Source organism: Acidovorax benzenivorans, from assembly GCF_028680575.1.
GTDB classification, from domain to species: domain Bacteria; phylum Pseudomonadota; class Gammaproteobacteria; order Burkholderiales; family Burkholderiaceae_C; genus Acidovorax; species Acidovorax benzenivorans.
This window is the reverse complement of sequence record NZ_JAPCKI010000002.1, coordinates 401,209-423,018: the sequence shown is the minus strand read 5'-3', so window position 1 is coordinate 423,018 and position 21,810 is coordinate 401,209. Positions and strand designations below refer to the sequence as shown.

The following is a 21,810-nucleotide window of genomic DNA, read 5'->3' as shown; positions in this document are numbered from 1 at the left end:
TGGGATTATCGCCCAGCGGCCGCGACGCGATCCCAGTCCAGACCAAAGCGCACAAGATACTTGCGCAGCCGGTCCGCGTCATTTACCACCGTGCGCTGCGTGCGCGAGGCCTGGAACAGCAGGCGCCCCGCGTCCGACAAAGTGCGCGACTGGCGGCAGACCTGCAGCACCGCCGCCAGTTGCAGCTGGTCGAAGAGGTCCATGGATTCCACCGCCCCGTCGCCCAGCAGGGCCGCGAGTTCGTCGCGTCCCAGCGCTCCTGTTGCAGATGCCAGCCCGTTGCGCGCATCGCTGGCGGGCTGCCACAGCCAGCGCAGGCGGGCGATCTCGGCCTCGACCAGGGGCAGGCCGATGCGACCGCTGTCGGCCAGCGTGGCCAGGCGCGTGACGCTGGCCGACAGGTCACGAAAGTTGCCGGTCCACAACGCTTCAGGCGACTGGGCATAGCGCAGGTAGGCGGCGCGTGCTTCGTTGGAAAAGCGCACGCTGCGTCCCAGTTCCGTGCCCGCACGCTGCAGCAGATGGTCCACATTGGGCTCGATGTCCTCGGGCCGCTGGGCCAGGCCGGGCAGCACATAGCTCCAGAGGTTGATGCGTGCAAACAGGTCCTCACGAAAGCGCCCTGCCGCCACCTCGGTGCGCAGGTCACGGTTGGTGCCAGCCACCAACTGGAAGTCGCTCTCCACTTCGCGGTCGCTGCCCAGGGGGTAGAAGCGTTTTTCCTCAACGGCCTTGAGCAGCATGGCCTGCTCGTCCGGGCCCAGCTCACCAATCTCGTCGAGGAACAACACGCCCTTGTGCGCCGTGCGCAGCAGGCCCGCACGGTCGGCCACCGCGCCGGTGAACGCGCCTTTTTTGTGACCAAACAGGGTCGATGCAGCCCCGTCGCCGCGCAGTGTGGCGCAGTTCACTTCCACAAATGCGCCCTGCACCTGGTGGCGGGCTTTCTTCAGCTCAAACATGCGCCGCGCCAGGTGCGACTTGCCCGCGCCCGTGGGCCCGGTGAACAGGATGGGCGCGCGCGAGCGCACTGCCACACGCTCCACCTCGTCGATCAGCGCATTGAAGCGCGCGTTGCGCGTGGCAATGCCACTCTTGAGGAAATCGACCGCATCGCGCTGCTCTGCGCCAAAACGCTGCGCAATCACGTCATAGCGTGACAGGTCCAGGTCGATCAACGCATAGCTGCCCGGGTCACCGACGCGCTGGCGCTTCGGGGGCGAGGTCTGCACCAGCACACCCGGAATCCGCCGCGACTCCACCAGCAAAAACAGGCAGATCTGCGCCACGTGCGTGCCCGTGGTGATGTGCGTCCAGTACTCCTCGCGCTCGGTATCAAAGCGGTAGGTCTGCAGCCAGTCAAACAACTGGGCATACACCTCGCCAAAGTCCCACGGGTCGGCCATGGGCATGGGCACCAGATTCACCGTGGTCTCGGGCGAGGCCTGCGCCATGTCGGCCTTGACCCATTGCGCCAGGTCTTTGTGCGCGGGCGTGTAGAGCAGCTCCAGCCGCCCGATCACCACGTCTTCGTGCTGCACCAGCGACACCGTAGGGCGCCACTTCTCCCACCGGCCCGCGCCCCGGCCAGAGTCGAGTTGCGTACCCAGAAAGCCGATCACTACCTTGTTTTTGCGCATGGCTATTAATCTAATTAGCTAGTTTTCATTCTAGTAATTATTCATACGGCAGTTGAATGATTCAAACAGAGAGAAAACTTTATCCAATCAAATCAATACGTTAGAAGTTCTGCACCATCACACCAGCCACCTGGCATGCATCTGGCAATAGATAGAGCATCCAGCGCAAGCGGTGACCGCTTACAGGTCGGGGTTAGGACAACAGTTCGCCCCACCGGTGCCGGGCGTCCGGGGCCTTCGGGTTCTGTCGATGTCCTGCATGCCGCACATCGCCAACGCTGGGTAGCGGCACGGTCGTGGTGACCACTCTGAAAGGAAGTGTCTGGTTCGACTCCGGGCGTGCCACCACTGGTAGCTCAGTCTGGTAGAGCCCCGCCGAAAGGCGGTTGTCGCAGGTTCGATTCCTGCCCACGGTCGCAAGACCTTGATTGGAAGTACCGGTCGAAAGACCACCCGCCGAACGCGGGGAGAGGCCCCCAGGTTGCGCTGCAACCGCAAGGGCTTCACCCCGTCAGCCGGTGGCGGTTTGTGCCAGCACCCGGCACAGCCCGCGCCCGCAGCCAGCCGTACTGCCGCCCTTCCCGCTGGGGATGTGGCAGTAACCACGGCGCACTGCACGGCCCAGGCTGCGCCCCCTGGCACCCCGCCATCGCTGTAACGGCAACCCGATATGTGACGAGTGACGACAACGAAGAAGAAAGAGGAAAAAAAGATGCTGAAGTTGTTCCAACGCACCACCGTGAAGAAAAACGAACGCGCCCTGCTGCTGCGCAATGGCAGCTTTGATCGCGTGCTGCGCAGCGGCACCTATCGGTTTTTTGCGGGCACCGACGAGCTGCGCGTGGAGACCTTCGCCCTCGAACAACCCGCCTTCACCCACGGCCTGGCCGAGTACCTGATGGCGCAGGAGCCCGCCGTGGTGGCAGCCGAGTTTGTGCAGGTGTGCCTGTCGGAAACCGACGTGGGCCTGCGCAGTGAAAATGGCGTACTGGTCGAAATCCTGCCCCCTGGCACCCGCCGCCTTTATTGGAAAGGCTTGGTGGATGTGAGCGTGCAAGTGGTGGACCTGCAAGCAGGCCCTGAACTGCCCGCTGCACTGGTGGCGCGATTGACGCAAACCCAGCTGCGCCAGCGCAGCGTGACCGGATTGGCCGGTGTGCTACAGGTGCAGGTGCCCGAGGGCCAGTGCGGCCTGCTGACGGTGGACGGCAAGGTGGAGCGCCTGCTGGCCGCTGGCACCTACGCCTTCTGGAAGTACGGCCGCACCGTGGCCGTGGAGCTGGTGGACCTGCGCCTGCAAGCCGTGGAGGTGTCGGGCCAGGACATCATGACCCGCGACAAGGTGAGCCTGCGCCTGAATCTGAGCGCCACCTACCGCTACACCGATGTGCTGCGCGCCTTTGCCCAGCTGCAAAAGCCTGCCGACTACCTGTACCGCGAGCTGCAGTTTGCGCTGCGCGCCGCCGTGGGCACCCGCACGCTCGATGAGCTGCTGGAGAACAAGACGGTGATCGACGAGGTGGTGACCGCACACATGGCCGCCAAGCTGTTGCCCTACGGCATGCAGCTGGAAAGCGTGGGCGTGAAGGACATCGTGCTGCCCGGCGAGATGAAAACCATCCTGACCCAGGTGGTGCAGGCGCAGAAGCAGGCCGAGGCCAACGTGATCCGCCGCCGCGAGGAAACGGCGGCCACGCGCTCGCTGCTCAACACCGCCAAGGTGATGGAGGACAACCCCGTCGCCCTGCGCATGAAGGAGCTGGAGACGCTGGAACGCGTGGCCGAGCGCATCGACAAGATCTCGGTGTTTGGTGGACTAGACCAAGTGCTCAATGGCTTGGTGAAGATGCGTTGAAGAAGAAACGAGGGACGAAGAATGAAAAAGCAACAGACACCTTTAGACGCAGCGGTGGAAGCGGTCTACCTAGCCTTCGCACACTATCGTGCGCCCGAAGGTCTGCTGGACGTGTGCACCGGCTGCTGCATGGATGCAGAAGTGGAGCGCGAAATGCACCGCCTGCCTCTGCGCCAGTTGACGCAGGAGCACTTCTATCAATACAACGACTCTGCCAAGAGCGAAGTGCAGCCCGCTGACGAGATCAAGTACTACCTGCCCCGCATGCTGGAATTGCTAGCGCAAGGCGCCCGATTGCACCACTCCACCGAGATCTATCTAGACCGAATGGGGCGTTGCAAGGCCGACGCCTACTCATCTGATGAGAGGGATGCACTGCTGAGTTATGCACGGGCTTTCTTTGCCCAGGGGCTTGCGCAATGGGAGCCAGACCAAAAGGGCCTTTTCCAAGCAGAGCACGCATTCAGCATCCTGCTGATGTGGGACTACGCCGGAGTACCCATACAGCCTTTGCTGGACGACTGGTTGGCAGACGACCGCGAAGCCGCAACGTTGAACTTTGTAGATTCGTACTACTGGGAATACTGGATGGACGGAGGAACGATCACCAATGCCTTTGCAGAGGCACCGTTTCAAGCTGCCATGCAGGCCTGGCTGAACGACCCGGGCACGAAAGCCGCCTGGGCTCACAAGCTACTGAAGCTGATCGAGAAGGGGCCACCCAGCGATGGGCGTCCAGCATGCAGCAAATGTGGCAAGACCCACTACCCGCTGACCGAACGCATCACAACCGTCTTTGATGCCGTCGCCAGCTGAAGATGAACGACAGAACAGGAAAAAAACATGAACAACTACGAACAATATGAAGTACCCAACGGCGTGCCCGTGAAGATGTGGACCAACGGCGTGCCCGTGGAAGAAGAAGCCCGCAACCAGCTGCGCAACATTGCGCGCCTGCCCATCGTGTTCAAGCACGTGGCGGTGATGCCCGACGTGCACCTGGGAATCGGCGCCACCATCGGTTCCGTGGTGCCCACCCTCAAGGCCATCATCCCCGCTGCTGTGGGGGTGGACCTGGGTTGCGGAATGATGGCGTGCAAAACCACGCTCACCGCGAGCGATCTGCCCGACAACCTGTCTGGCGTGCGCGCCGCCATCGAGCGCGCGGTGCCCGTGGGGATGACCCCCAAGCGCTTTGGCCGCGACAAGGGAAGCTGGGATACGCCGCCAGTGGAAACCGACCGCGCCTGGGCGGGGCTGGTGGATGAGTTCAAGGAAATCTGCGAGACGCACCCGCGCATCGAGAAGACCAACAACTACAAGCACCTGGGAACGCTGGGGACGGGTAACCACTTCATCGAAATCTGCCTGGACGAACACCAGGCCGTGTGGGTGATGCTGCATTCCGGATCGCGCGGGGTGGGAAACGCCATCGGCACCCACTTCATCGAGCTGGCCAAGAAGGACGCCGAGATGAACCAGCGCAACCTGCCTGATAAAGACCTGGCGTACTTCGAGGAAGGCGCACAGTATTTCGGAGACTACGTGAAGGCCGTGGGGTGGGCCCAGAAGTACGCCGCCGCCAACCGCGAAGTGATGATGGGCCGGGTGATCGCCGCGCTGCGACAGGTGATCACCAAGCCGTTCGAGACGCACGTGGAAGCCGTGAACTGCCACCACAACTACGTGCAGCGCGAAACGCACTTCGGGCAGGACGTGTTCGTGACCCGCAAAGGCGCGGTGAGTGCTGAGCAAGGCAAGCTGGGAATCATCCCGGGGAGCATGGGTGCCAAGAGCTTCATCGTGCGCGGAAAAGGCCACCCCGAGAGCTTCAACAGCTGCAGCCACGGCGCGGGCCGAACGATGAGCCGCACCAAGGCCAAGAAGATGTACACCGTCGAGGACCAGATCAAGGCAACCGAAGGCGTGGAATGCCGCAAGGACGCGGACGTGATCGACGAAATCCCGATGGCGTACAAGAACATCGACGCGGTGATGGCGGCGCAGCAGGACCTGGTGGAGGTGGTTTACACGCTCAAGCAGGTGGTGTGTGTGAAGGGGTAACACCCTTTGAAACTACGGATTTGATAGCTGTTTGCGCCTATCCATTGGGTGAGTCAGTCTATTTCTATGCATAAAAAAATATGAAAGAAAACACCTCGACGCCCCTCACTCTCGACGGCTCCACCGGCGAAGGCGGCGGCCAGATCCTGCGCACCGGCCTGGCCCTTTCCATGGCCACCGGTCGGCCGCTGCACATCACGCGCATCCGTGCGGGGCGGCCCAAGCCGGGGCTGATGCGCCAGCACCTGGCTTGCGTGCAGGCGGCGGTGGCTGTGTGTGGCGGGCAGGCCGACGGGGCCGAGCTGGGGTCGCAAACGCTGCAGCTCACGCCCGGCGCGGTGCGTGCGGGCGACTACCGCTTTCAGATCGCCACGGCGGGCAGTTGCCTGCTGGTGCTGCAGACCGTGCTGCCCGCGCTGATGCTGGCCGACGGTGAGAGCCGCGTGCAGCTGTCGGGCGGCACGCACAACCCCATGGCGCCGCCGTTTGATTTTCTGGAGCGGGCCTTTGCGCCGCTGGTGCGGCGGCTGGGTGTGGGGCTGGATCTGCAACTGCAGCGGCGCGGCTTTTACCCGGCCGGGGGTGGCGAGGTGCTGGCGCACATCACGCCCGCAGCGCTGCCGTTGACACCCGTGAATGTTCTGGAGCGCGGCCCGCTGATGAACGGCTGGGCCGACGCGCTGGCGCCCGGCCTGGCACGCAACATTCCCTACCGGGAGTTGGAGACCCTGGGCCAGCGGATGGGCTGGACTTTTGAAGCGGACCAGCTGCGCCAGCCGGCCACGCGGCAGAACGAAGGCCCCGGCAATGCACTGATCGCCACGCTGGAATACGCGCACATCACCGAAGTGTTCTGCCAGCTGGGCGAGCGCAGCCTGTCGGCCGAGCAGGTCGCCAAGCGGCTGGTGGACGAGGTGCGCGCCTATCAGCGCAGCAGCGGGGCCCTAGGGCCCCACCTGGCCGACCAGTGGATGCTGCCGCTGGCCCTGGCCGTGTGGCGCAGCGGGCGGGCTGCAGGCTACACCTGCACCGAGGTGACGCAGCACACGGCCACCAATGCGCAGACCATCGCGCAGGGCCTGCCAGTGCGGGTGCAGATCACGCCAGCAGAGGGTGCGATGCACGTAGAGATATCGCCCGCGCCCTGAACGGGTGGGCGGCGGCGTGGGCCCATACCCTGGCTATATCCATATGGCCAGGGCAGTAGAACAACTGGTTCAGAATGCGCACCACACCCTCCCCTTTGACCCAACCGACACCTCACAGGAGACGCCATGAAAGTTGACAACATTCTGCAAACCATCGGCAACACGCCCCACGTGCGTATCAACCGCCTGTTCGGCCCGTCGGCCAACGTGTGGGTGAAGTCGGAGCGCAGCAACCCCGGCGGCTCCATCAAGGACCGCATTGCGCTGGCCATGGTGGAAGACGCCGAGAAGTCCGGCGCGCTCAAGCCCGGCGGCACCATCATCGAGCCCACCTCGGGCAACACCGGCATCGGCCTGGCACTGGTGGCGGCCGTCAAGGGCTACAAGCTCATCCTCGTGATGCCCGACAGCATGAGCATCGAGCGCCGCCGCCTGATGCTGGCCTACGGCGCGCAGTTTGACCTGACGCCGCGTGAGAAGGGCATGAAGGGCGCCATCGCCCGCGCGCAGGAGCTGCAGGCGCAGACGCCGGGCGCGTGGATTCCGCAGCAGTTCGAAAACCCGGCCAACATCGACATCCATGTGCGCACCACCGCGCAAGAAATCCTGGCCGACTTCCCTGACGGGCTGGACGCCGTCATCACCGGCGTGGGCACTGGGGGCCACCTCACGGGCACGGCACGCGTGCTCAAAGCCAAATTCCCGCAGCTCAAGGTGTTTGCGGTGGAGCCCACGGCCTCGCCCGTGATCTCGGGCGGCGCACCGTCGCCTCACCCCATCCAGGGCATCGGCGCGGGCTTCATCCCCAAGAACCTGGACACCAGCGTGCTCGACGGCGTGATCCAGGTCGACGCCGAACCGGCCCGCGAATACGCACGCCGCTGCGCGCGCGAAGAGGGCATTTTGGTGGGTATTTCGTCGGGCGCCACGCTGGCGGCCATTGCCCAGAAGCTGCCCGAGCTGCCCGCAGGTGCCAAGGTGCTGGGCTTCAACTACGACACGGGCGAGCGCTATCTGTCGGTCGAAGGTTTCTTGCCCGCCTGAGATGGGGATATGAGCCAAATTGGCCCCTAGCGCTTGATAGATAAGCGCCAATAGCTATTAAATAAATAGCACTATAGACAACGACTGCGCTGCAACCAGGCCCGCCACATGGCGGGCCTTTTCTTTGGACAGGCTCTGCGCGGTGCGCGCCGGTAAAATCACGGCCCCACGACTTTGCAAGCCGCCCGATCGACACGGGCCCGCAAGACCATGATCCGACTCTCCGAAATCCGGCTGCCCTTCACCGTGGCCGAAGCCCCCGAGACGCCCCTGCGCGCCGCCGCCGCCAAGATCCTGGGTATCGCCGATGCCGATATCGCCCATCTGCATGTCTTCAAACGCAGCTTTGATGCGCGCAAGGTGGACCTGCTGGCGGTGTACATCGTGGACATCACCCTGGCCCAGCCTGCACGCGAAGCCGCGCTGCTGGCCCAGTTTGCTGGCAACCCACACATCCAGCCCACGCCCGACATGGCCTGGCACGCCGTGGGCCAGGCGCCCGCCGACCTGCCCCTGCGCCCCGTGGTGGTGGGCTTTGGCCCCTGCGGTATTTTTGCGGCACTGGTGCTGGCGCAAATGGGCTTCAAGCCCATCGTGCTGGAGCGCGGCAAGACCGTGCGCGAGCGCACCAAGGACACCTGGGGCCTGTGGCGCAAGCGCGAGCTGCATGCCGAGAGCAACGTGCAGTTTGGCGAAGGCGGCGCTGGCACCTTCAGCGACGGCAAGCTCTACAGCCAGATCAAGGACCCGCGCCACCTGGGCCGCAAGGTGATGAACGAGTTCGTCAAGGCGGGGGCCCCAGAAGAAATCCTCTACGTCGCCCACCCGCACATCGGCACCTTCAAGCTGGTGAAGGTGGTGGAAAACCTGCGCGAGCAGATCATTGCGCTGGGCGGCGAGATCCGCTTTGAGCAGCGCGTGACCGACGTGGTCATCGAAGGCACCGGCGATGCGCGCCACCTGCGCGGCCTGAAGGTGCTGAACCAGGCCACGGGCGAGACCACCGAGCTGCGTGCCGACCACGTGGTGATGGCGCTGGGCCACAGCTCGCGCGACACCTTCGCCATGCTGTACGAGCGCGGCGTGGCCATGGAGGCCAAGCCGTTTTCCATCGGCTTTCGCGTCGAACACCCGCAGAGCGTGATCGACCGCGCCCGCTGGGGCCGCCACGCGGGCCACCCGCTGCTGGGCGCGGCCGACTACAAGCTGGTGCACCACGCCGCCAATGGGCGTGCGGTGTACAGCTTCTGCATGTGCCCCGGCGGCACCGTGGTGGCCGCCACCAGCGAACCGAACCGTGTGGTGACCAACGGCATGAGCCAGTATTCGCGCAACGAGCGCAACGCCAACGCGGGCATGGTGGTGGGCATCGACCCGCGCGACTATCCGCAGGACGCGCAGGCGTTTGAAACCCACCTCGGTAAAACCTACGGCGTGGAAGCCCTGCCCGCCGGGCAGTTCCACCCCCTGTCTGGCAGCGTGCTGCAGCGCCAGCTTGAATCCAACGCCTTTGTGCTGGGCGGCCGTGACTACAGTGCGCCGGGCCAGTTGGTGGGCGAGTTCATTGCGGGCAAGCCTTCTACCCAACTGGGCAGCGTGGAGCCCTCGTACAAACCCGGCGTGGCCCTGGGCGACCTGCACGCCGCCTTGCCCGACTACGCCATCGAGGCCCTGCGCGAAGCCCTGCCCGCGTTTGGCCGCAAGATCAAGGGCTTTGACATGCACGACGCGGTGCTGACGGGCGTAGAGACGCGCACGTCGTCGCCGCTCAAGATCGGGCGCGGCGACGACCTGCAAAGCCTGAACACGCCAGGCCTGTACCCGGCGGGCGAAGGTGCAAGTTATGCGGGCGGCATTCTGTCGGCGGGCGTGGACGGCATCAAGGTGGGTGAGGCCGTCGCCCGGAGCCTGCTGGGCGTAGCGGGCTGACCTGCCTCCTGGCGGCGCAGGCCAGTGGCATCGCTTACTTGCGCTGCAAAAAGTCCACGGCCAGCGCCGCCAGCGAGCGGGCACCCACAGGCAACTGGTCTTCGTCGATATCGAACAGCGCGGAATGGTTGGGCGGGGCCTTGGCAAACTCCTTGCCCTTAGGTGGCGCACCCAGGAAGTAGAAGAAGCCCGGCACGACCTTCTGGAACTCCGAGAAGTCCTCTGACCCAGCCACCTTGGGGATCACCATGGTCTTGCCGCCCATGGCCAGGTTCAGCGCGGGCAGCGAGGCCTGCGTGAGCTGCGCGGGGTTGGTGGTCACAGGGTAGGCCACAGGGCCAAAACGCACGCTGGCCTTGGCGCCGCTGGCAGCGGCAATCGACTCGGCCGTGGTGGTGATGCGTTTGAGCGCTTCCTGGCGCATGTCTTCGTCAAAGGTGCGCAGCGTGCCCATCATCTCTACCTTGTCGGGGATGATGTTGTAGCGCGTGCCGCCCTGGATCTGGCCGATGGTGACCACCGCCGGTTCCTGGCTGATGTTGAGCTGGCGGCTCACCACGGTCTGCAGGCCCATCACCACCTGGCTGGCGGCCACGATGGGGTCGATGGTGGCCCAGGGCGACGAGCCATGGCCGCCGCGCCCTTCCACATGGATGGTGATGTTGTCGGACCCGGCCATCAGCGGGCCGCTGCGGTAGCCCACCACGCCACCGGGCAGGTTGGAGGTGATGTGCAGGCCGTAGATGGCCTGCACGTCCTTGAGCGCACCGGCTTCGATCATGGCCTTGGCGCCGAAGCTGGGCACCTTGCCGTTGGCGTCGGGCTCCACGGGCGCGCCCTCTTCGGCGGGCTGGAAGATGAACTTGATCGTGCCCGGCAGCTGTGCCTTCATGCCCGCCAGCACCTCGGCCGCGCCCATCAGCATGGCGGTGTGGGCGTCATGGCCGCAGGCGTGCATCACGGGCACTTCCTTGCCCAGGTAGTTGGCCTTGGCCTTGCTCGCAAACGGCAGGCCGGTGTTCTCGGGCACGGGCAGGGCATCCATGTCAGCGCGCAGGGCCACCACCTTGCCGGGCAGGCCACCCTTGAGCGTGCCCACCACGCCGGTGCCGCCCACGCCGGTCTGCACCTCCATGCCCAGCTTCTTCAAGTGCTCGGCCACGAGCTTGGCCGTGCGCACTTCCTGGCCCGAGAGTTCGGGGTGGGCATGGATGTCGCGGCGCCAGTTGATCATCTTGGGCGCCACGGCGCTCACGGCGGCGTCGATGACCTGCAGGCCGGTGGCATCCAGCGCCTGGGCCTGGGCGGACGATGCAAACGTCAGCCCACTGATGAGCAGGCCGGTGGCCAGCGAAATGGCAGAGAGGGGTTTGTGCATGAGGCAGATCCGTGCGGGGAGTGACAACAAAAAAGAACGGGACAACAAAAACGCACGTTCATGCTAAGAGCCCACCCCACGCTGCAGACAAGCGAAAATGGCCATCCACAGAGCCAATATCGCCATGCCCCGTTCTTCTGTCTCGTCTGCGACGGCGCCGGTTTTTCGCATCGACATCCCGCTGCTGCCCGAATCAGCGGTGGGCAACGCACTGCAATTCATCGACTTCCTGCGCAGCGCCAACCTGCTGGCTGGTCTGCGGGGAGGTGCTGGCTCACCCCGTTTCACCTGGCGGCTGCTGGACGCCCACGGCCAGCCGGTGGCGCACCAGCCGGGGCCGCTGGCAGCCTACACCCAGCCCACGGCGGCACCCGCCGAGGGCCCGGCGTTTGCCTGGTTCATCCCCTCGTTCCACGCCGCCGATATCCCCGCCATCCGCAGCGTGGCGGCGCGCCACCATGCCCTCTCGCGCCAGATCGGCATCGCGCTCGATGCGGGGCAAAAGGTGCTCACCGTCGGCAACGGTGCCTGGCTAGCGGCGCAGAGCGGGCGCCTGCAGGGCCGCCGCTGCTGCCTGCCATGGTTCTACCTGGCGGGGTTTGAGCGCGACTTTCCCGACATCGGCCTCGACGCAGGCCACGACCTGACGGATGACGGCCCCTGGCTCAGCTGTGCGCTGCCACACAGCCTGGGTGAAATGGCCATTGCCCTGGTGCGCCAAGCGCTGGGCGACGCGCTGGCCCAGACCTGTGCCAGCGTACTGCGGCCCGACCATGAACGCGCCCGGGCTGCGCTGCAGGCCAACGCGCAACAGCACATCCCGGCCACACGCGACAGCACTCTGGCCCGCGCCATGGCCTGGATGGAGACCCATCTGGACGAGCCCTACTCGCTGGCCCGGCTGGCCGAGGCTGCCGCGGTGAGCCCGCGCACCTTGCTGCGGCACTTTCAGCAGGAGCTGTCGCAGTCGCCGCTGGACCACTTGCACAGCCTGCGCTGCGCACGCGCCAAGGTCATGCTGGAGGTGACGCTGGAGAGCGTGCCCAGCATTGCGGCGGCCTGCGGCTATGCCGACCCCGCCGCGTTCCGCCGCATCTTTGTGCGCTACACAGGCATGGCACCGGCCGAGTACCGCAAGCGCCATGCACTGCGTGCGCCACGGCGGCGCTGGCGGGTGGATCTGACGTGAAAGCCCGGCGTACTCCCGCCTAGGGCAGCGCGTTGCCCGAAGGCAGGCGGAACGCCTCCACCAGCTCGGCCAGTTGCTGCGCCTGCACCCGAAGGCCCTGCGCGGCGGCGGACGACTCTTCCACCAGCGCGGCGTTCTGCTGCGTCATCTGGTCGAGCTGCGAGACGGCCTCACTCACCTGGCTCAGGCCAGTGGTTTGCTCGCGCGCGGCGGTGCTGATCTCGCCAATGATGGTGGCCACCTGCTGCACGGACTGGACGATCTCACCCATGGTGTCGCCCGCGGCATGGACCAGTTGGGTGCCTTCGTCCACCTGCCGCACGCTTTCGCTGATGAGCCCCCCGATCTCCTTGGCCGCCGTGGCCGAGCGCTGCGCCAGACTGCGCACCTCACTCGCCACCACGGCAAAGCCCCGGCCCTGCTCACCCGCGCGGGCCGCTTCCACGGCGGCGTTCAGCGCCAGGATGTTGGTCTGGAAGGCAATGCCATCGATCACGCTGGTGATGTCGGCAATGCGGCGCGACGACAGCGCGATGCCGTCCATGGTGCCCACCACGCGGTCCACAGCCTCACGCCCGCGCTGGGCGACGCCACTGGCACCGGTGGCCAGGGTGCTGGCCTGCGCAGCGGCGTCGGCACTGTGGCGCACGGTGGCCAGCAGCTCCTCCATGCTGGCGGCGATCTCTTCGAGGTTGGAGGCGGTCTGCTCGGTGCGGGCCGACAGGTCGCTATTGCCCGCTGCAATTTCGCTGCTGGCACCGGCCACCGATGTGCTGGCCTGGCGCATGCCCACCACCAGCTCGGCCAGCCGTGCCTGCATGCCAGAGAGGCGCGCTAGCAGGGCCTGCAACTCGTCGCGGCTGCCTGCCTGCGGCGCGGGCACCGCCGATGTGAGGTCGCCTTCGGCAATGCGGTCGGTCACTTCGGAGGCATGGGCCAGCGGCCGCAGGATGGAGCGCGACAGCAGCCAGGCGCAGGCCAGGCTCAGCAGCAACCCCACCAACGAGCCCGCAGCCAGCAGCGTGATGCCCTGGCTTTCGCTGCGGGCCGCAGCCTCGCGGGCCTCGGCCACGCGCTGGCGCTGGTACTCGGCCAACTTGTTCACCGCCGCAGCATAGGCATCGGCCGCTGGCCGCAGCTGGTTGGCAATGGCGGCTGGCGGCAAGGCCTCGCCCGCCTTGCGGCGCTTGACGAGGTCGTCCCGCACGGTGCGGAAACCGTTGCCTGCCTTGTCGATGGCATCAAACAAGGCCTGGGATTCGGGGTCTGCCGCCAGCTCGTCCAGGCGCTTGCGCACTTCGGAAGACCGGGCCGATGTGACCTTGCGGTCTGCATCAATGCGCGCAGCGTAGGCGGGGTTGTCGATCTCCAGCAGGGTTTCGGCCCGCACAGAGCTGAGCACCACGATGGCGTGCAGTTCGCGCGCCAGCAGCGCCCGTTCGGACGACGCACCGCCCAGGTCGTCCGCAATATCCTGCAGCCCGGCCAGCCGCCAGATGCCCACCGCAGCCGACAGGGACATGACGAGGCAGACCACACCAAAGGCCAGAGCCAGGCGGACAGCAACACGTGCTTGGGAGATGGACATGGGAGGTTCTCGGGAATATGAAAGGGGCAACGCGGCACCACCCGCCGGTGCGGCTGTCGAAGTTATATCGACAAAAGGTTACAAACTCTTGAGCCGCACCACAACACGCCACGCACCGCAGGAACGAAAAAGGCCGCCACAGTGCCAGACTGTGGCGGCCTCGGGGGCCCGAAAGGCGTTGTGCCCGGCGCTCTTTATTGCTGCTGCGCGTTCTGCAGCGCAGCAATGCGCTCTTCGATGGGAGGGTGGGTGCTGAACAGCTTGCCAATGCCACCGGCGATGCCCATGGCGGCCACGCTCTTGGGCAGCTCGCCGGGGTGCATGCCACCCAGGCGGGCCAGCGCGTTGATCATGGGCTGGCGACGCCCCATCAGTTGCGCCGCGCCCGCGTCGGCACGGAACTCGCGCTGGCGGCTGAACCAGGCCACGATCATGGCGGCCACAAAACCCAGCACGATGTCGAGCACGATGGTGGTCACGTAGTAGCCAATGCCGGGGCCCGAGCTGTTCTCGTCGTTCTTGCGCAGGAAGCTATCGACCGCGTAGCCAATCACGCGCGACAGGAACACCACAAAGGTGTTCATCACGCCCTGGATCAGCGTCATGGTGACCATGTCGCCATTGGCGATGTGCGCCACCTCGTGGCCGATCACGGCCTCGACCTCATCGCGTGTCATGCCCTGCAGCAGGCCGGTGGACACGGCCACCAGCGCGGAGTTCTTGAACGCACCCGTGGCGAACGCATTGGGGTCGCCCTCAAAAATGCCGACTTCGGGCATGCCGATCTTGGCTTCGGTGGCGAACTTGCGCACGGTCTCGACGATCCAGCGCTCGTCGGGCGAGCCGGATCCGTCGATCACACGCACGCCCGAGGTCCACTTGGCCATGGGCTTGCTGATGAGCAGCGAGATGATCGCGCCGCCAAAGCCCATGATGAGCGCAAAGCCCAGCAGTGCGCCCAGGTTCAGCCCGTTGGCCGTGAGGTAGCGGTTGACGCCCAGCAGGCTGGCCACCACCCCCAGCACGACAACGACGGCCAGGTTGGTCATCACAAACAAAAGGATCCGCTTCATGGAATGGTTTCTCCGTGGGGTAAACAACAACAAGTGTTTGCTGGCTCAGATGGGGGTCGGTGGCCGCGCTTCAAGCGCCGCCACCCTTGGTGGCAACGGCACCCGCCCCATGGCCGCGATTGCATCGCGCTATGGTAGGTGCAAACCCGCGCCAGGGCCTTATCACACAAGCCTTGACGGGAATTACGCAGGTGCAGCGGCCCGGGGCGGGCGGAACACCTGGGCGTCGGCATAAAAGCCCGGCGCCTCGTTGGCAGGCCACCAGCCGGGGATGCCCAGCACGGGCAGCGGGGTGAAGGGCTTGGTGGCCCATGGCTGCGGCTGAATCTCCTGGGCCAGCCACGCATCCAGAATTGCTATTGATTCAATAGCCAATGGCGCTTGATAGACATGCGCCACCATGGGTTTTCGAGGCATAACCAGCTTTTCGAGCAGCGCGTGGCCGAACAGCACCAGCCGGGCCTGTCGCCACAACGGGCGCAAATCGACAAACAGCGCCTGCCAATCGCGCGCCCGCAGCGCCGCCCACAACGCCTCGGGGGCTTGCAGCACCGCACCGTTTTCATCAAACACCGTGAGTGCATCGCGCAGCGGCCCGCGCACGGCCTGCACGCCATCGGCGGCGATGGCCTGGGCCTGCAGCTGGTTCAGGCGCCGCTTGGTGTGCGGAAACCGCAGCCAGACCAGGCCATTGAAGAAGTCGTGCAGGTTGTCGCGCGTGGGCACACGGCGGGTGTCCCAGATGTACTGCTCGTAGGCGGTGCCTTCGGGCAGCTCGGACTGGGGGACAAAGACCACGGGAGCACCCTGCGGCGCTGCGGTCTGCAACGCCCGGTGCACCGACGGATCGCCCTGCACCTGCTGGGCCAGGGTTTGGCCCAGGCCGCACCACGGCGCCAGCCAGGGAGCGCTCCAGTCGATGGCGTCGAAGGCGTGGCTTACACCAGCCGCCACGGCAGGGCTTCACCGGCGCGCAGGGGCTTGAGTTCGGCCTCGCCAAACGCAAAGCTGTCGGGCGGTGTCCACGACTCGCGGCGCAGGGTGATGGTGCAGGTGTTGCGCGGCAGGTTGTAGAAGTCGGGGCCGTGAAAGCTGGCAAAGCCTTCGAGCTGATCGAGCGCACCCGCGTTGTCGAACGCCTCGGCATACATCTCGATGGCGGCGTGGGCCGTATAGCAGCCTGCGCAGCCGCTGGCGTGCTCTTTAAGGTGCGCGGGGTGCGGTGCGCTGTCGGTGCCCAAAAAGAACTTGCTGCTGCCGCTGGTGGCGGCTTGCACCAGGGCCACGCGGTGCGTTTCGCGCTTGAGCACCGGCAGGCAGTAGTAGTGGGGGCGCACGCCGCCCACAAAGATGGCGTTGCGGTTGTACAGCAGGTGGTGCGCGGTGATGGTGGCGGCGGTGAAGCGGTCGGCCTGCATCACGTAGTCGGCGGCGTCTTTGGTGGTGATGTGCTCGAAGACGATTTTCAGCTCGGGGAAGTCGCGGCGCAGCGGGATGAGCTGCTGCTCGATGAACACGGCCTCGCGGTCGAACAGGTCGATGTCGCTGCTGGTGACTTCGCCATGCACCAAGAGCAGCATGCCTGCTTTCTGCATGGCTTCGAGCGTCTTGTAGGTCTTGCGCAGGTCGGTCACGCCCGCATCGCTGTTGGTGGTAGCGCCAGCGGGGTAGAGCTTGCAGGCCACCACGCCTGCAGCTTTGGCCCGTGCGATTTCTTCGGGTGGCAGGTTGTCGGTGAGGTACAGCGTCATCAGCGGCTCAAAGCTCACGCCTGCGGGCACGGCGGCCAGGATGCGCTGTTTGTAGGCCAGGGCCTGCTCGGCCGTGGTCACGGGCGGGCGCAGGTTGGGCATGATGATCGCGCGGCCAAACTGGGCGGCGGTGTGGGGCACGACGGTGTGCAGGGGCTCACCGTCGCGCACGTGCAGGTGCCAGTCGTCGGGACGGGTGATGGTGAGGGTGGAACCGTCGGCGGAGAGGGGGGGGTGGGGTGCGGCTGTCATGGGCAGCATTGTCCCATCGGCTCCAATACTATTGTTTTGATAGCTACTAGCGCATATTCAATAAGCGCTAGCGGCCAAAAACACTCAAAATTCAGAGCAACACCGCGTTATTCGGCGGTAATGCCTGCCTTGCGCACCACATCGCCAAACTTCACCAGGCGCTCGGCCATCATCTTTTCGAACGCTGCGGGCGGCATTTCTTCGGGCACGATCACGCCGCGCTCCTTGAGGTTCGTCACCATGGCGGGCGATGTGGCGACCTGGCGCACGGCTTTGTACAGCGTCTGCACCACCGCTTCAGGCGTGCCCGCAGGCGCGGCCAGGCCGGTCCACGAGGTGAGGTTGAGCTCGGGGTGGCCCACCTCGGCCATGGTGGGCACATCGGGCAGCTGCGGCAGGCGCTGGTCGGCCGCCACGGCCAGGGCGCGCACCTTGCCCGCCTGGATGTGCGGCAGCATGATGACCAGGTTGTCGAGGATGAACTGCACCTCATTGCCCAGCACGCCCGTGATCAGCGGCGTGCCCCCACGGTAGGGAATGTGCGTGGTGAACACGCCCGTGGACACCTTGAGCATTTCCACGTTGAGCTGGCCCATGCTACCCACGCCACCGCTGCCGTAGTTGAGCTTGCCGGGGTTTTTCTTGGCGTAGTCGATGAACTCCTTGAAGGTCTTGAAAGGCAGGCTGCTGTGCACCACCAGGGCGTTGGGCTGGCGGCCCAGGATGGCGATGTTTTCAAAGTCCTTGACGGGGTCGTAGCCGATCTTGGGCTGGGTGAGCGGGTTGGCCAGGTGGCTGCTTTGCGACGACACCACCAGGGTGTAGCCGTCGGCCTTGGCGCGCGCCACATATTGCGCGCCCACCGAGCCGCCGGCACCCGCGCGGTTTTCCACCACGATGGGCACGCCCAGCACGCGCGACAGCGGCTCGGAATACTGGCGCGCCATGATGTCCACCGACCCGCCGGGCGGGAACGGCACCACCAGCGTGATCGGGCGCGAAGGGAATTTGTCCTGGGCCAGGGCGGGCAGCGCGGCCAGGCCTGCAAGGCCCAGACCGGTAGAAAGGAGGCTGCGGCGGGAAGGTGTGTTCATGGCAGTCAGAAAGCTCAAAAAAACGGATGGGGAATCAAAGGGAGTTGCAGCTCAGGATAGGCCCAGCACGGCCAGCGCCACGGCTTGCGCCCGTGGCACAAAGGTGGCCAGCTCGCAATACTCGCGCTCGGTGTGCGGGTGGCCGCCCACGGGGCCCGTGGCGCACAGCGTGGGCACGCCCACCGATGCGGTGAGGCCGCTGTCGGCCGCGCCGCCGGTGAACTCGCCCTGCACCTCAAAGCCCAGCGACCGTGCGCCTTGCTGGTACAACGCCAGCAGGTCGTCGGGTGTTGGCTTCATGGGCATGGTGCGGCGGGCCACGGTGATGCGGCCCTGCGTGCGGGGCACGGATTCTTCTTCGACGATGGTGCGCACGCGCTCCAGCAATTCATCGGGGTCGGTGTCGGCGGTGAAGCGCAGGTCTACCTCGGCCTTGGCATGTGGGGCGACCATGTTGGGCACGATGCCGCCATGCACCACGCCCACGTTGGCAGTTACGCCGGTGGCCGGGTCGGTCAGTGCATGCAGCGCCAGGGTCTTGCGGGCCAGGGCCTCAATGGCGCTGGCACCCGCCGCATGGTTGATGCCCGCATGGGCGGCCACGCCTTGCACTTCAAACTCCACCACCATCGAGCCCTTGCGGCTGGTCACCACGTTGCCGCTGACGCGGCCAGGCTCGGCATTGAACACCGCGCGTGCACCGCGCACACGGTCCATGATGATGTTGCGCGTGGCGGGTGAGCCGATCTCTTCGTCGCACGAGAAAAACAGATGCAGCGGCGCGCTCAGCCCGCCGCAACGCGCAAACGCCTCGGCCACAAACACGTTGAGCACCAGGCCCGACTTCATGTCGGCCACGCCGGGGCCGTAAGCGCGACCGGCTTCTTCGCGGTAGGGGCGTTTGGCCACGGTGCCTTCAGGAAACACCGTGTCCATGTGCCCCATGAGGATGATGGGCGCGCCACCGGCTGCAGTGCCCTCTGCCGGGTTGACCTGCGCGTGCAGCAGCACGCCATAGCCGGGCACGGGCTCGAACTGCACCGGCACACCGACAGCCAGCAATCGTTCGGCCAGGGCATGGGCCACGGCCGTCACGCCCGCCTCATTGCGACTGCCGCTCTCGATATTGATCACTTTTTGCAACAGGTCTTGCATGGCCTGCTGCTGCCTGGCCAGCCAGTCTAAGACCTGCGCATGCACCGGCAACTTGCTTTCGTTCTGGGTATTGAGCATCTTTGTCCTTGGGCAATGCCCGGGTGGGGGCAAAATTTGGGTCGCAGTGTTGCATGCGACTCCGGGTTTTGCAACGTATTTTGCACGAATGAGAATTTTATGAAATCATCATTGCACAAGTCCAGCGCCTTGCTGACCGAACGGCTGGCCCGCCAGGACGCTGACCTGACCGCAAGCGAACGGGCGCTGGCCGAGGCCCTGGGGCGTGACTACCCCCATGCCCTGTTGGAGTCCGCCACCGCCCTGGCAGCGCGCACGGGCACCAGCGCATCGACCGTGGTGCGGCTGTTTGCCAAGCTGGGCTACGGCAGCTACGCCGAGGCGCAGCGCGAGGCGCGGGCCGAGGTCACGGCCCTGCTGCAAACGGCTGGGCAACGCGCGCCGGTCACCATCGGCACCCGGCGCAGCCTGCAGCAGTGTGTGGACGATGCGCTGCTGCACGACCAGCACAACCTCACCGCCACCCGCGACGGGCTGGACATGGCAGCGTTCGAGGCCATGGTGGCGCGCATCGCGCAGGGCAAGGGGCGCATCTTTGTGCTGGCGCAGATCAACAGTGCCCCTGTGGCCGCGTGGTTGGCCCTGCACCTGAACATGTGCCGCCCCGGCGTGCACGAACTGGGGGCTGGCGCCGTGGACGCTACCGACCAGCTGCTGTGGATCCAGCCCGAGGACGCCTTGCTGGTCTTCAGCATTCGCCGCTACGCCAGCGGGCCGGTGAAAGTGGCGCAGCGCTTTCGCGACGCGGGCGCACAGGTGCTGGCCATCACCGACAGTGCCGCAGCACCACTGGCAGCGCAGGCCCACCACCGCGTGCAGGTGCGCACATCCAACGCGTCCCCATTCGACTCATACACCGCCGCATTCTTCCTGTGCAACGCCCTGGTGTCGGCCGTGGCCCAGCTGCGGCACAAGGCGGTGTCCGAGGCACTGAAGCGGCGCGACGACCTGTGGACAGATTTCGAGTCACAACTCATCGTGGAAAGCCCCTCGCCAGCCGGTCGGCGGAGCAAGCGCTAGCCTGCGCGCAGCAGACGTTCAGCCTTGGGTGGTTCCATGAAAAAAGCGCTCCGGAGAGCGCTTTTTTTGTAGCCCCAAACCCTTGCGGCACGGGGGTGCAAGCACCGTTCAGTGCTGCAGGATCTTGTTGAGGAAGTCCTTCGTGCGGGACTGGCGCGCGTCGGGGTTGTTGAAGAAGTCGTCCTTGGAGCAGTCTTCCAGGATCTTGCCGCCCACGTCCATGAAGATCACGCGGTTGCTCACCTTGCGGGCAAAGCCCATTTCGTGGGTCACGCACATCATGGTCATGCCTTCGTTGGCCAGGCCCACCATCACGTCCAGCACTTCGCCGACCATTTCAGGGTCGAGCGCAGATGTGGGTTCGTCGAACAGCATCACGATGGGGTCCATCGACAACGCACGCGCAATGGCCACACGCTGCTGCTGGCCGCCCGAGAGCTGGCCGGGGAACTTGTCCTTGTGGGCGATCAGGCCCACACGCTCCAGCATCTTCAGGCCACGCTTCTTGGCGTCGTCCGTGCTGCGGCCCAGCACCTTGATCTGTGCGATGGTCAGGTTGTCCGTCACCGACAGGTGGGGGAACAGCTCGAAGTGCTGGAACACCATGCCCACGCGACTGCGCAGCTTGGGCAGGTTGGTGCTGGGGTCATGCAGCTTCACGCCATCGACCGTGATCTCGCCCTTCTGGAAGGGTTCGAGCGCGTTGATGGTCTTGATGAGCGTGGACTTGCCCGAGCCCGAGGGGCCGCAGACCACGACCACTTCACCCTTGTTGATGGTGGCCGAGCACTCGTTGAGCACCTGCACCGGGCCATACCACTTGGATACGTTTTTGAGTTCGATCATTTCTTTTTCCTCAATCCAATCTCTTTTGCACCAGCCTCGATCAGCGGATGATCGCGATCTTCTGGTGCAGGCGCTTGACCACCCAGGACAGCGCATAGCACATGATGAAGTACAGAACCGCAGCGGCCAGGTACGCCTCGATCGGACGACCAAAGTTCTTGCCCGCCACTTCAAAGCCCTTGAGCATGTCGTAGGCACCAATGGCGTAAACCAGCGACGTGTCCTGGAACAGGATGATGGTCTGGGTGAGCAGCACGGGCAGCATGTTGCGGAACGCCTGGGGCAGCACCACCAGCTTCATGTTCTGACCATACGTCATGCCCAACGCCTGGCCTGCATACACCTGGCCGCGTGGGATGGACTGGATACCAGCGCGCATGATTTCGCTGAAGTACGCCGCCTCGAATGCGATGAAGGTAACGACTGCCGACAATTCCGCGCCGATGGGGCGCCCGATGATGGCAGGCACCAGCAGGAAGAACCACAGGATCACCATCACCAGCGGAATGGAGCGCATGCCGTTGACATAGATGGTGGCAGGCACATCCAGCCACTTCTTGCCCGACAGGCGCATGAGCGCCAGCACGGTGCCAAACAGCACGCCCCCAACGGTGGCCACCAGCGTGAGCAAGAGACTGAAGTACAGGCCCTTGAGCACGAAGTTGGAGATCAGGTCCCAGTTGTAGAAGGAGAAATCGAGATTCAT

Annotated in this window: 18 protein-coding genes and 1 tRNA gene; 9 read left to right on the top strand and 10 right to left on the bottom strand. The window is 65.2% G+C overall.

The window, feature by feature from the left end; genetic code table 11:
- Positions 1–5: 5 nt before the first annotated feature.
- Positions 6–1,640 carry an RNA repair transcriptional activator RtcR gene (gene rtcR / locus OIN59_RS05370; protein WP_274107847.1) on the bottom strand — a complete coding sequence of 545 codons (1,635 nt, stop codon included), beginning with the start codon at positions 1,638–1,640 and terminating at the stop codon, positions 6–8.
- 344 nt (positions 1,641–1,984) lie between these two features.
- On the opposite strand from rtcR, the gene OIN59_RS05365 reads away from it, so the two are divergent.
- The 7 genes from OIN59_RS05365 (at position 1,985) to OIN59_RS05335 (ending at position 9,680) form a co-directional block, all read left to right on the top strand.
- A tRNA-OTHER gene (locus OIN59_RS05365) sits at positions 1,985–2,057 on the top strand.
- 295 nt (positions 2,058–2,352) lie between these two features.
- A complete protein-coding gene (locus OIN59_RS05360) occupies positions 2,353–3,495 on the top strand; it encodes a slipin family protein (protein WP_274107845.1) in 1,143 nt (380 codons plus the stop codon).
- Between the two features lie 21 nt (positions 3,496–3,516).
- Positions 3,517–4,311, top strand: a complete 795-nt coding sequence (locus OIN59_RS05355) for a hypothetical protein (RefSeq protein ID WP_274107843.1) — start codon at positions 3,517–3,519, stop codon at positions 4,309–4,311.
- A 27-nt stretch (positions 4,312–4,338) separates the two neighbouring features.
- Entirely contained in the window at positions 4,339–5,559 is a 1,221-nt protein-coding gene (locus OIN59_RS05350; protein ID WP_274107841.1) for an RtcB family protein, read from the top strand.
- A gap of 80 nt (positions 5,560–5,639) precedes the next feature.
- Positions 5,640–6,707, top strand: coding sequence for an RNA 3'-terminal phosphate cyclase (gene rtcA / locus OIN59_RS05345; protein ID WP_274107839.1), 1,068 nt, complete (start codon positions 5,640–5,642; stop codon positions 6,705–6,707).
- 126 nt (positions 6,708–6,833) lie between these two features.
- Positions 6,834–7,751: a cysteine synthase A gene (gene cysK, locus OIN59_RS05340; RefSeq protein WP_274107838.1), complete on the top strand. Its 918-nt coding sequence runs from the start codon at positions 6,834–6,836 to the stop codon at positions 7,749–7,751.
- A gap of 210 nt (positions 7,752–7,961) precedes the next feature.
- Complete coding sequence (locus OIN59_RS05335) at positions 7,962–9,680, top strand: NAD(P)/FAD-dependent oxidoreductase (RefSeq protein ID WP_274107837.1); 1,719 nt, start codon at positions 7,962–7,964, stop codon at positions 9,678–9,680.
- A 34-nt stretch (positions 9,681–9,714) separates the two neighbouring features.
- Here OIN59_RS05335 and OIN59_RS05330 read toward each other — a convergent pair whose 3' ends face one another.
- Positions 9,715–11,058, bottom strand: a complete 1,344-nt coding sequence (locus tag OIN59_RS05330) for an amidohydrolase (RefSeq protein WP_274107836.1) — start codon at positions 11,056–11,058, stop codon at positions 9,715–9,717.
- 124 nt (positions 11,059–11,182) lie between these two features.
- Here OIN59_RS05330 and OIN59_RS05325 point away from each other — a divergent pair, with 124 nt between their 5' ends.
- Positions 11,183–12,247 (top strand): GlxA family transcriptional regulator, encoded by a 1,065-nt coding sequence (locus OIN59_RS05325; protein ID WP_274107835.1) that lies wholly within the window; start codon positions 11,183–11,185, stop codon positions 12,245–12,247.
- Between the two features lie 19 nt (positions 12,248–12,266).
- Here OIN59_RS05325 and OIN59_RS05320 read toward each other — a convergent pair whose 3' ends face one another.
- The 6 genes from OIN59_RS05320 to OIN59_RS05295 all read right to left on the bottom strand — a co-directional run bounded on the left by OIN59_RS05320 (position 12,267) and on the right by OIN59_RS05295 (position 19,238).
- Positions 12,267–13,835 (bottom strand): methyl-accepting chemotaxis protein, encoded by a 1,569-nt coding sequence (locus tag OIN59_RS05320; RefSeq protein ID WP_274107834.1) that lies wholly within the window; start codon positions 13,833–13,835, stop codon positions 12,267–12,269.
- A gap of 194 nt (positions 13,836–14,029) precedes the next feature.
- Positions 14,030–14,908 (bottom strand): protease HtpX, encoded by an 879-nt coding sequence (gene htpX / locus OIN59_RS05315; protein WP_099731248.1) that lies wholly within the window; start codon positions 14,906–14,908, stop codon positions 14,030–14,032.
- A 183-nt stretch (positions 14,909–15,091) separates the two neighbouring features.
- The gene (locus OIN59_RS05310; RefSeq protein ID WP_274107833.1) at positions 15,092–15,862 is read right to left on the bottom strand and encodes a DUF3025 domain-containing protein; all 771 of its coding nucleotides are present in this window, start codon (positions 15,860–15,862) and stop codon (positions 15,092–15,094) included.
- The gene (gene pyrC / locus OIN59_RS05305; RefSeq protein WP_407655056.1) at positions 15,847–16,911 is read right to left on the bottom strand and encodes a dihydroorotase; all 1,065 of its coding nucleotides are present in this window, start codon (positions 16,909–16,911) and stop codon (positions 15,847–15,849) included. Before pyrC ends, OIN59_RS05310 begins: the two co-directional genes overlap by 16 nt.
- 107 nt (positions 16,912–17,018) lie before the next feature.
- Entirely contained in the window at positions 17,019–18,005 is a 987-nt protein-coding gene (locus OIN59_RS05300; protein WP_274107831.1) for a Bug family tripartite tricarboxylate transporter substrate binding protein, read from the bottom strand.
- Positions 18,006–18,056: 51 nt separating this feature from the next.
- Positions 18,057–19,238, bottom strand: coding sequence for a M20 family metallopeptidase (locus OIN59_RS05295; RefSeq protein WP_274107830.1), 1,182 nt, complete (start codon positions 19,236–19,238; stop codon positions 18,057–18,059).
- Between the two features lie 99 nt (positions 19,239–19,337).
- Here OIN59_RS05295 and OIN59_RS05290 point away from each other — a divergent pair, with 99 nt between their 5' ends.
- Positions 19,338–20,258: a MurR/RpiR family transcriptional regulator gene (locus OIN59_RS05290; protein ID WP_274107829.1), complete on the top strand. Its 921-nt coding sequence runs from the start codon at positions 19,338–19,340 to the stop codon at positions 20,256–20,258.
- 108 nt (positions 20,259–20,366) lie between these two features.
- Here OIN59_RS05290 and OIN59_RS05285 read toward each other — a convergent pair whose 3' ends face one another.
- Together OIN59_RS05285 and OIN59_RS05280 are read right to left on the bottom strand one after the other, a co-directional pair.
- Positions 20,367–21,104, bottom strand: a complete 738-nt coding sequence (locus OIN59_RS05285; protein ID WP_274107827.1) for an amino acid ABC transporter ATP-binding protein — start codon at positions 21,102–21,104, stop codon at positions 20,367–20,369.
- A 40-nt stretch (positions 21,105–21,144) separates the two neighbouring features.
- Positions 21,145–21,810, bottom strand: coding sequence for an amino acid ABC transporter permease (locus tag OIN59_RS05280; RefSeq protein ID WP_274107825.1), 666 nt, complete (start codon positions 21,808–21,810; stop codon positions 21,145–21,147).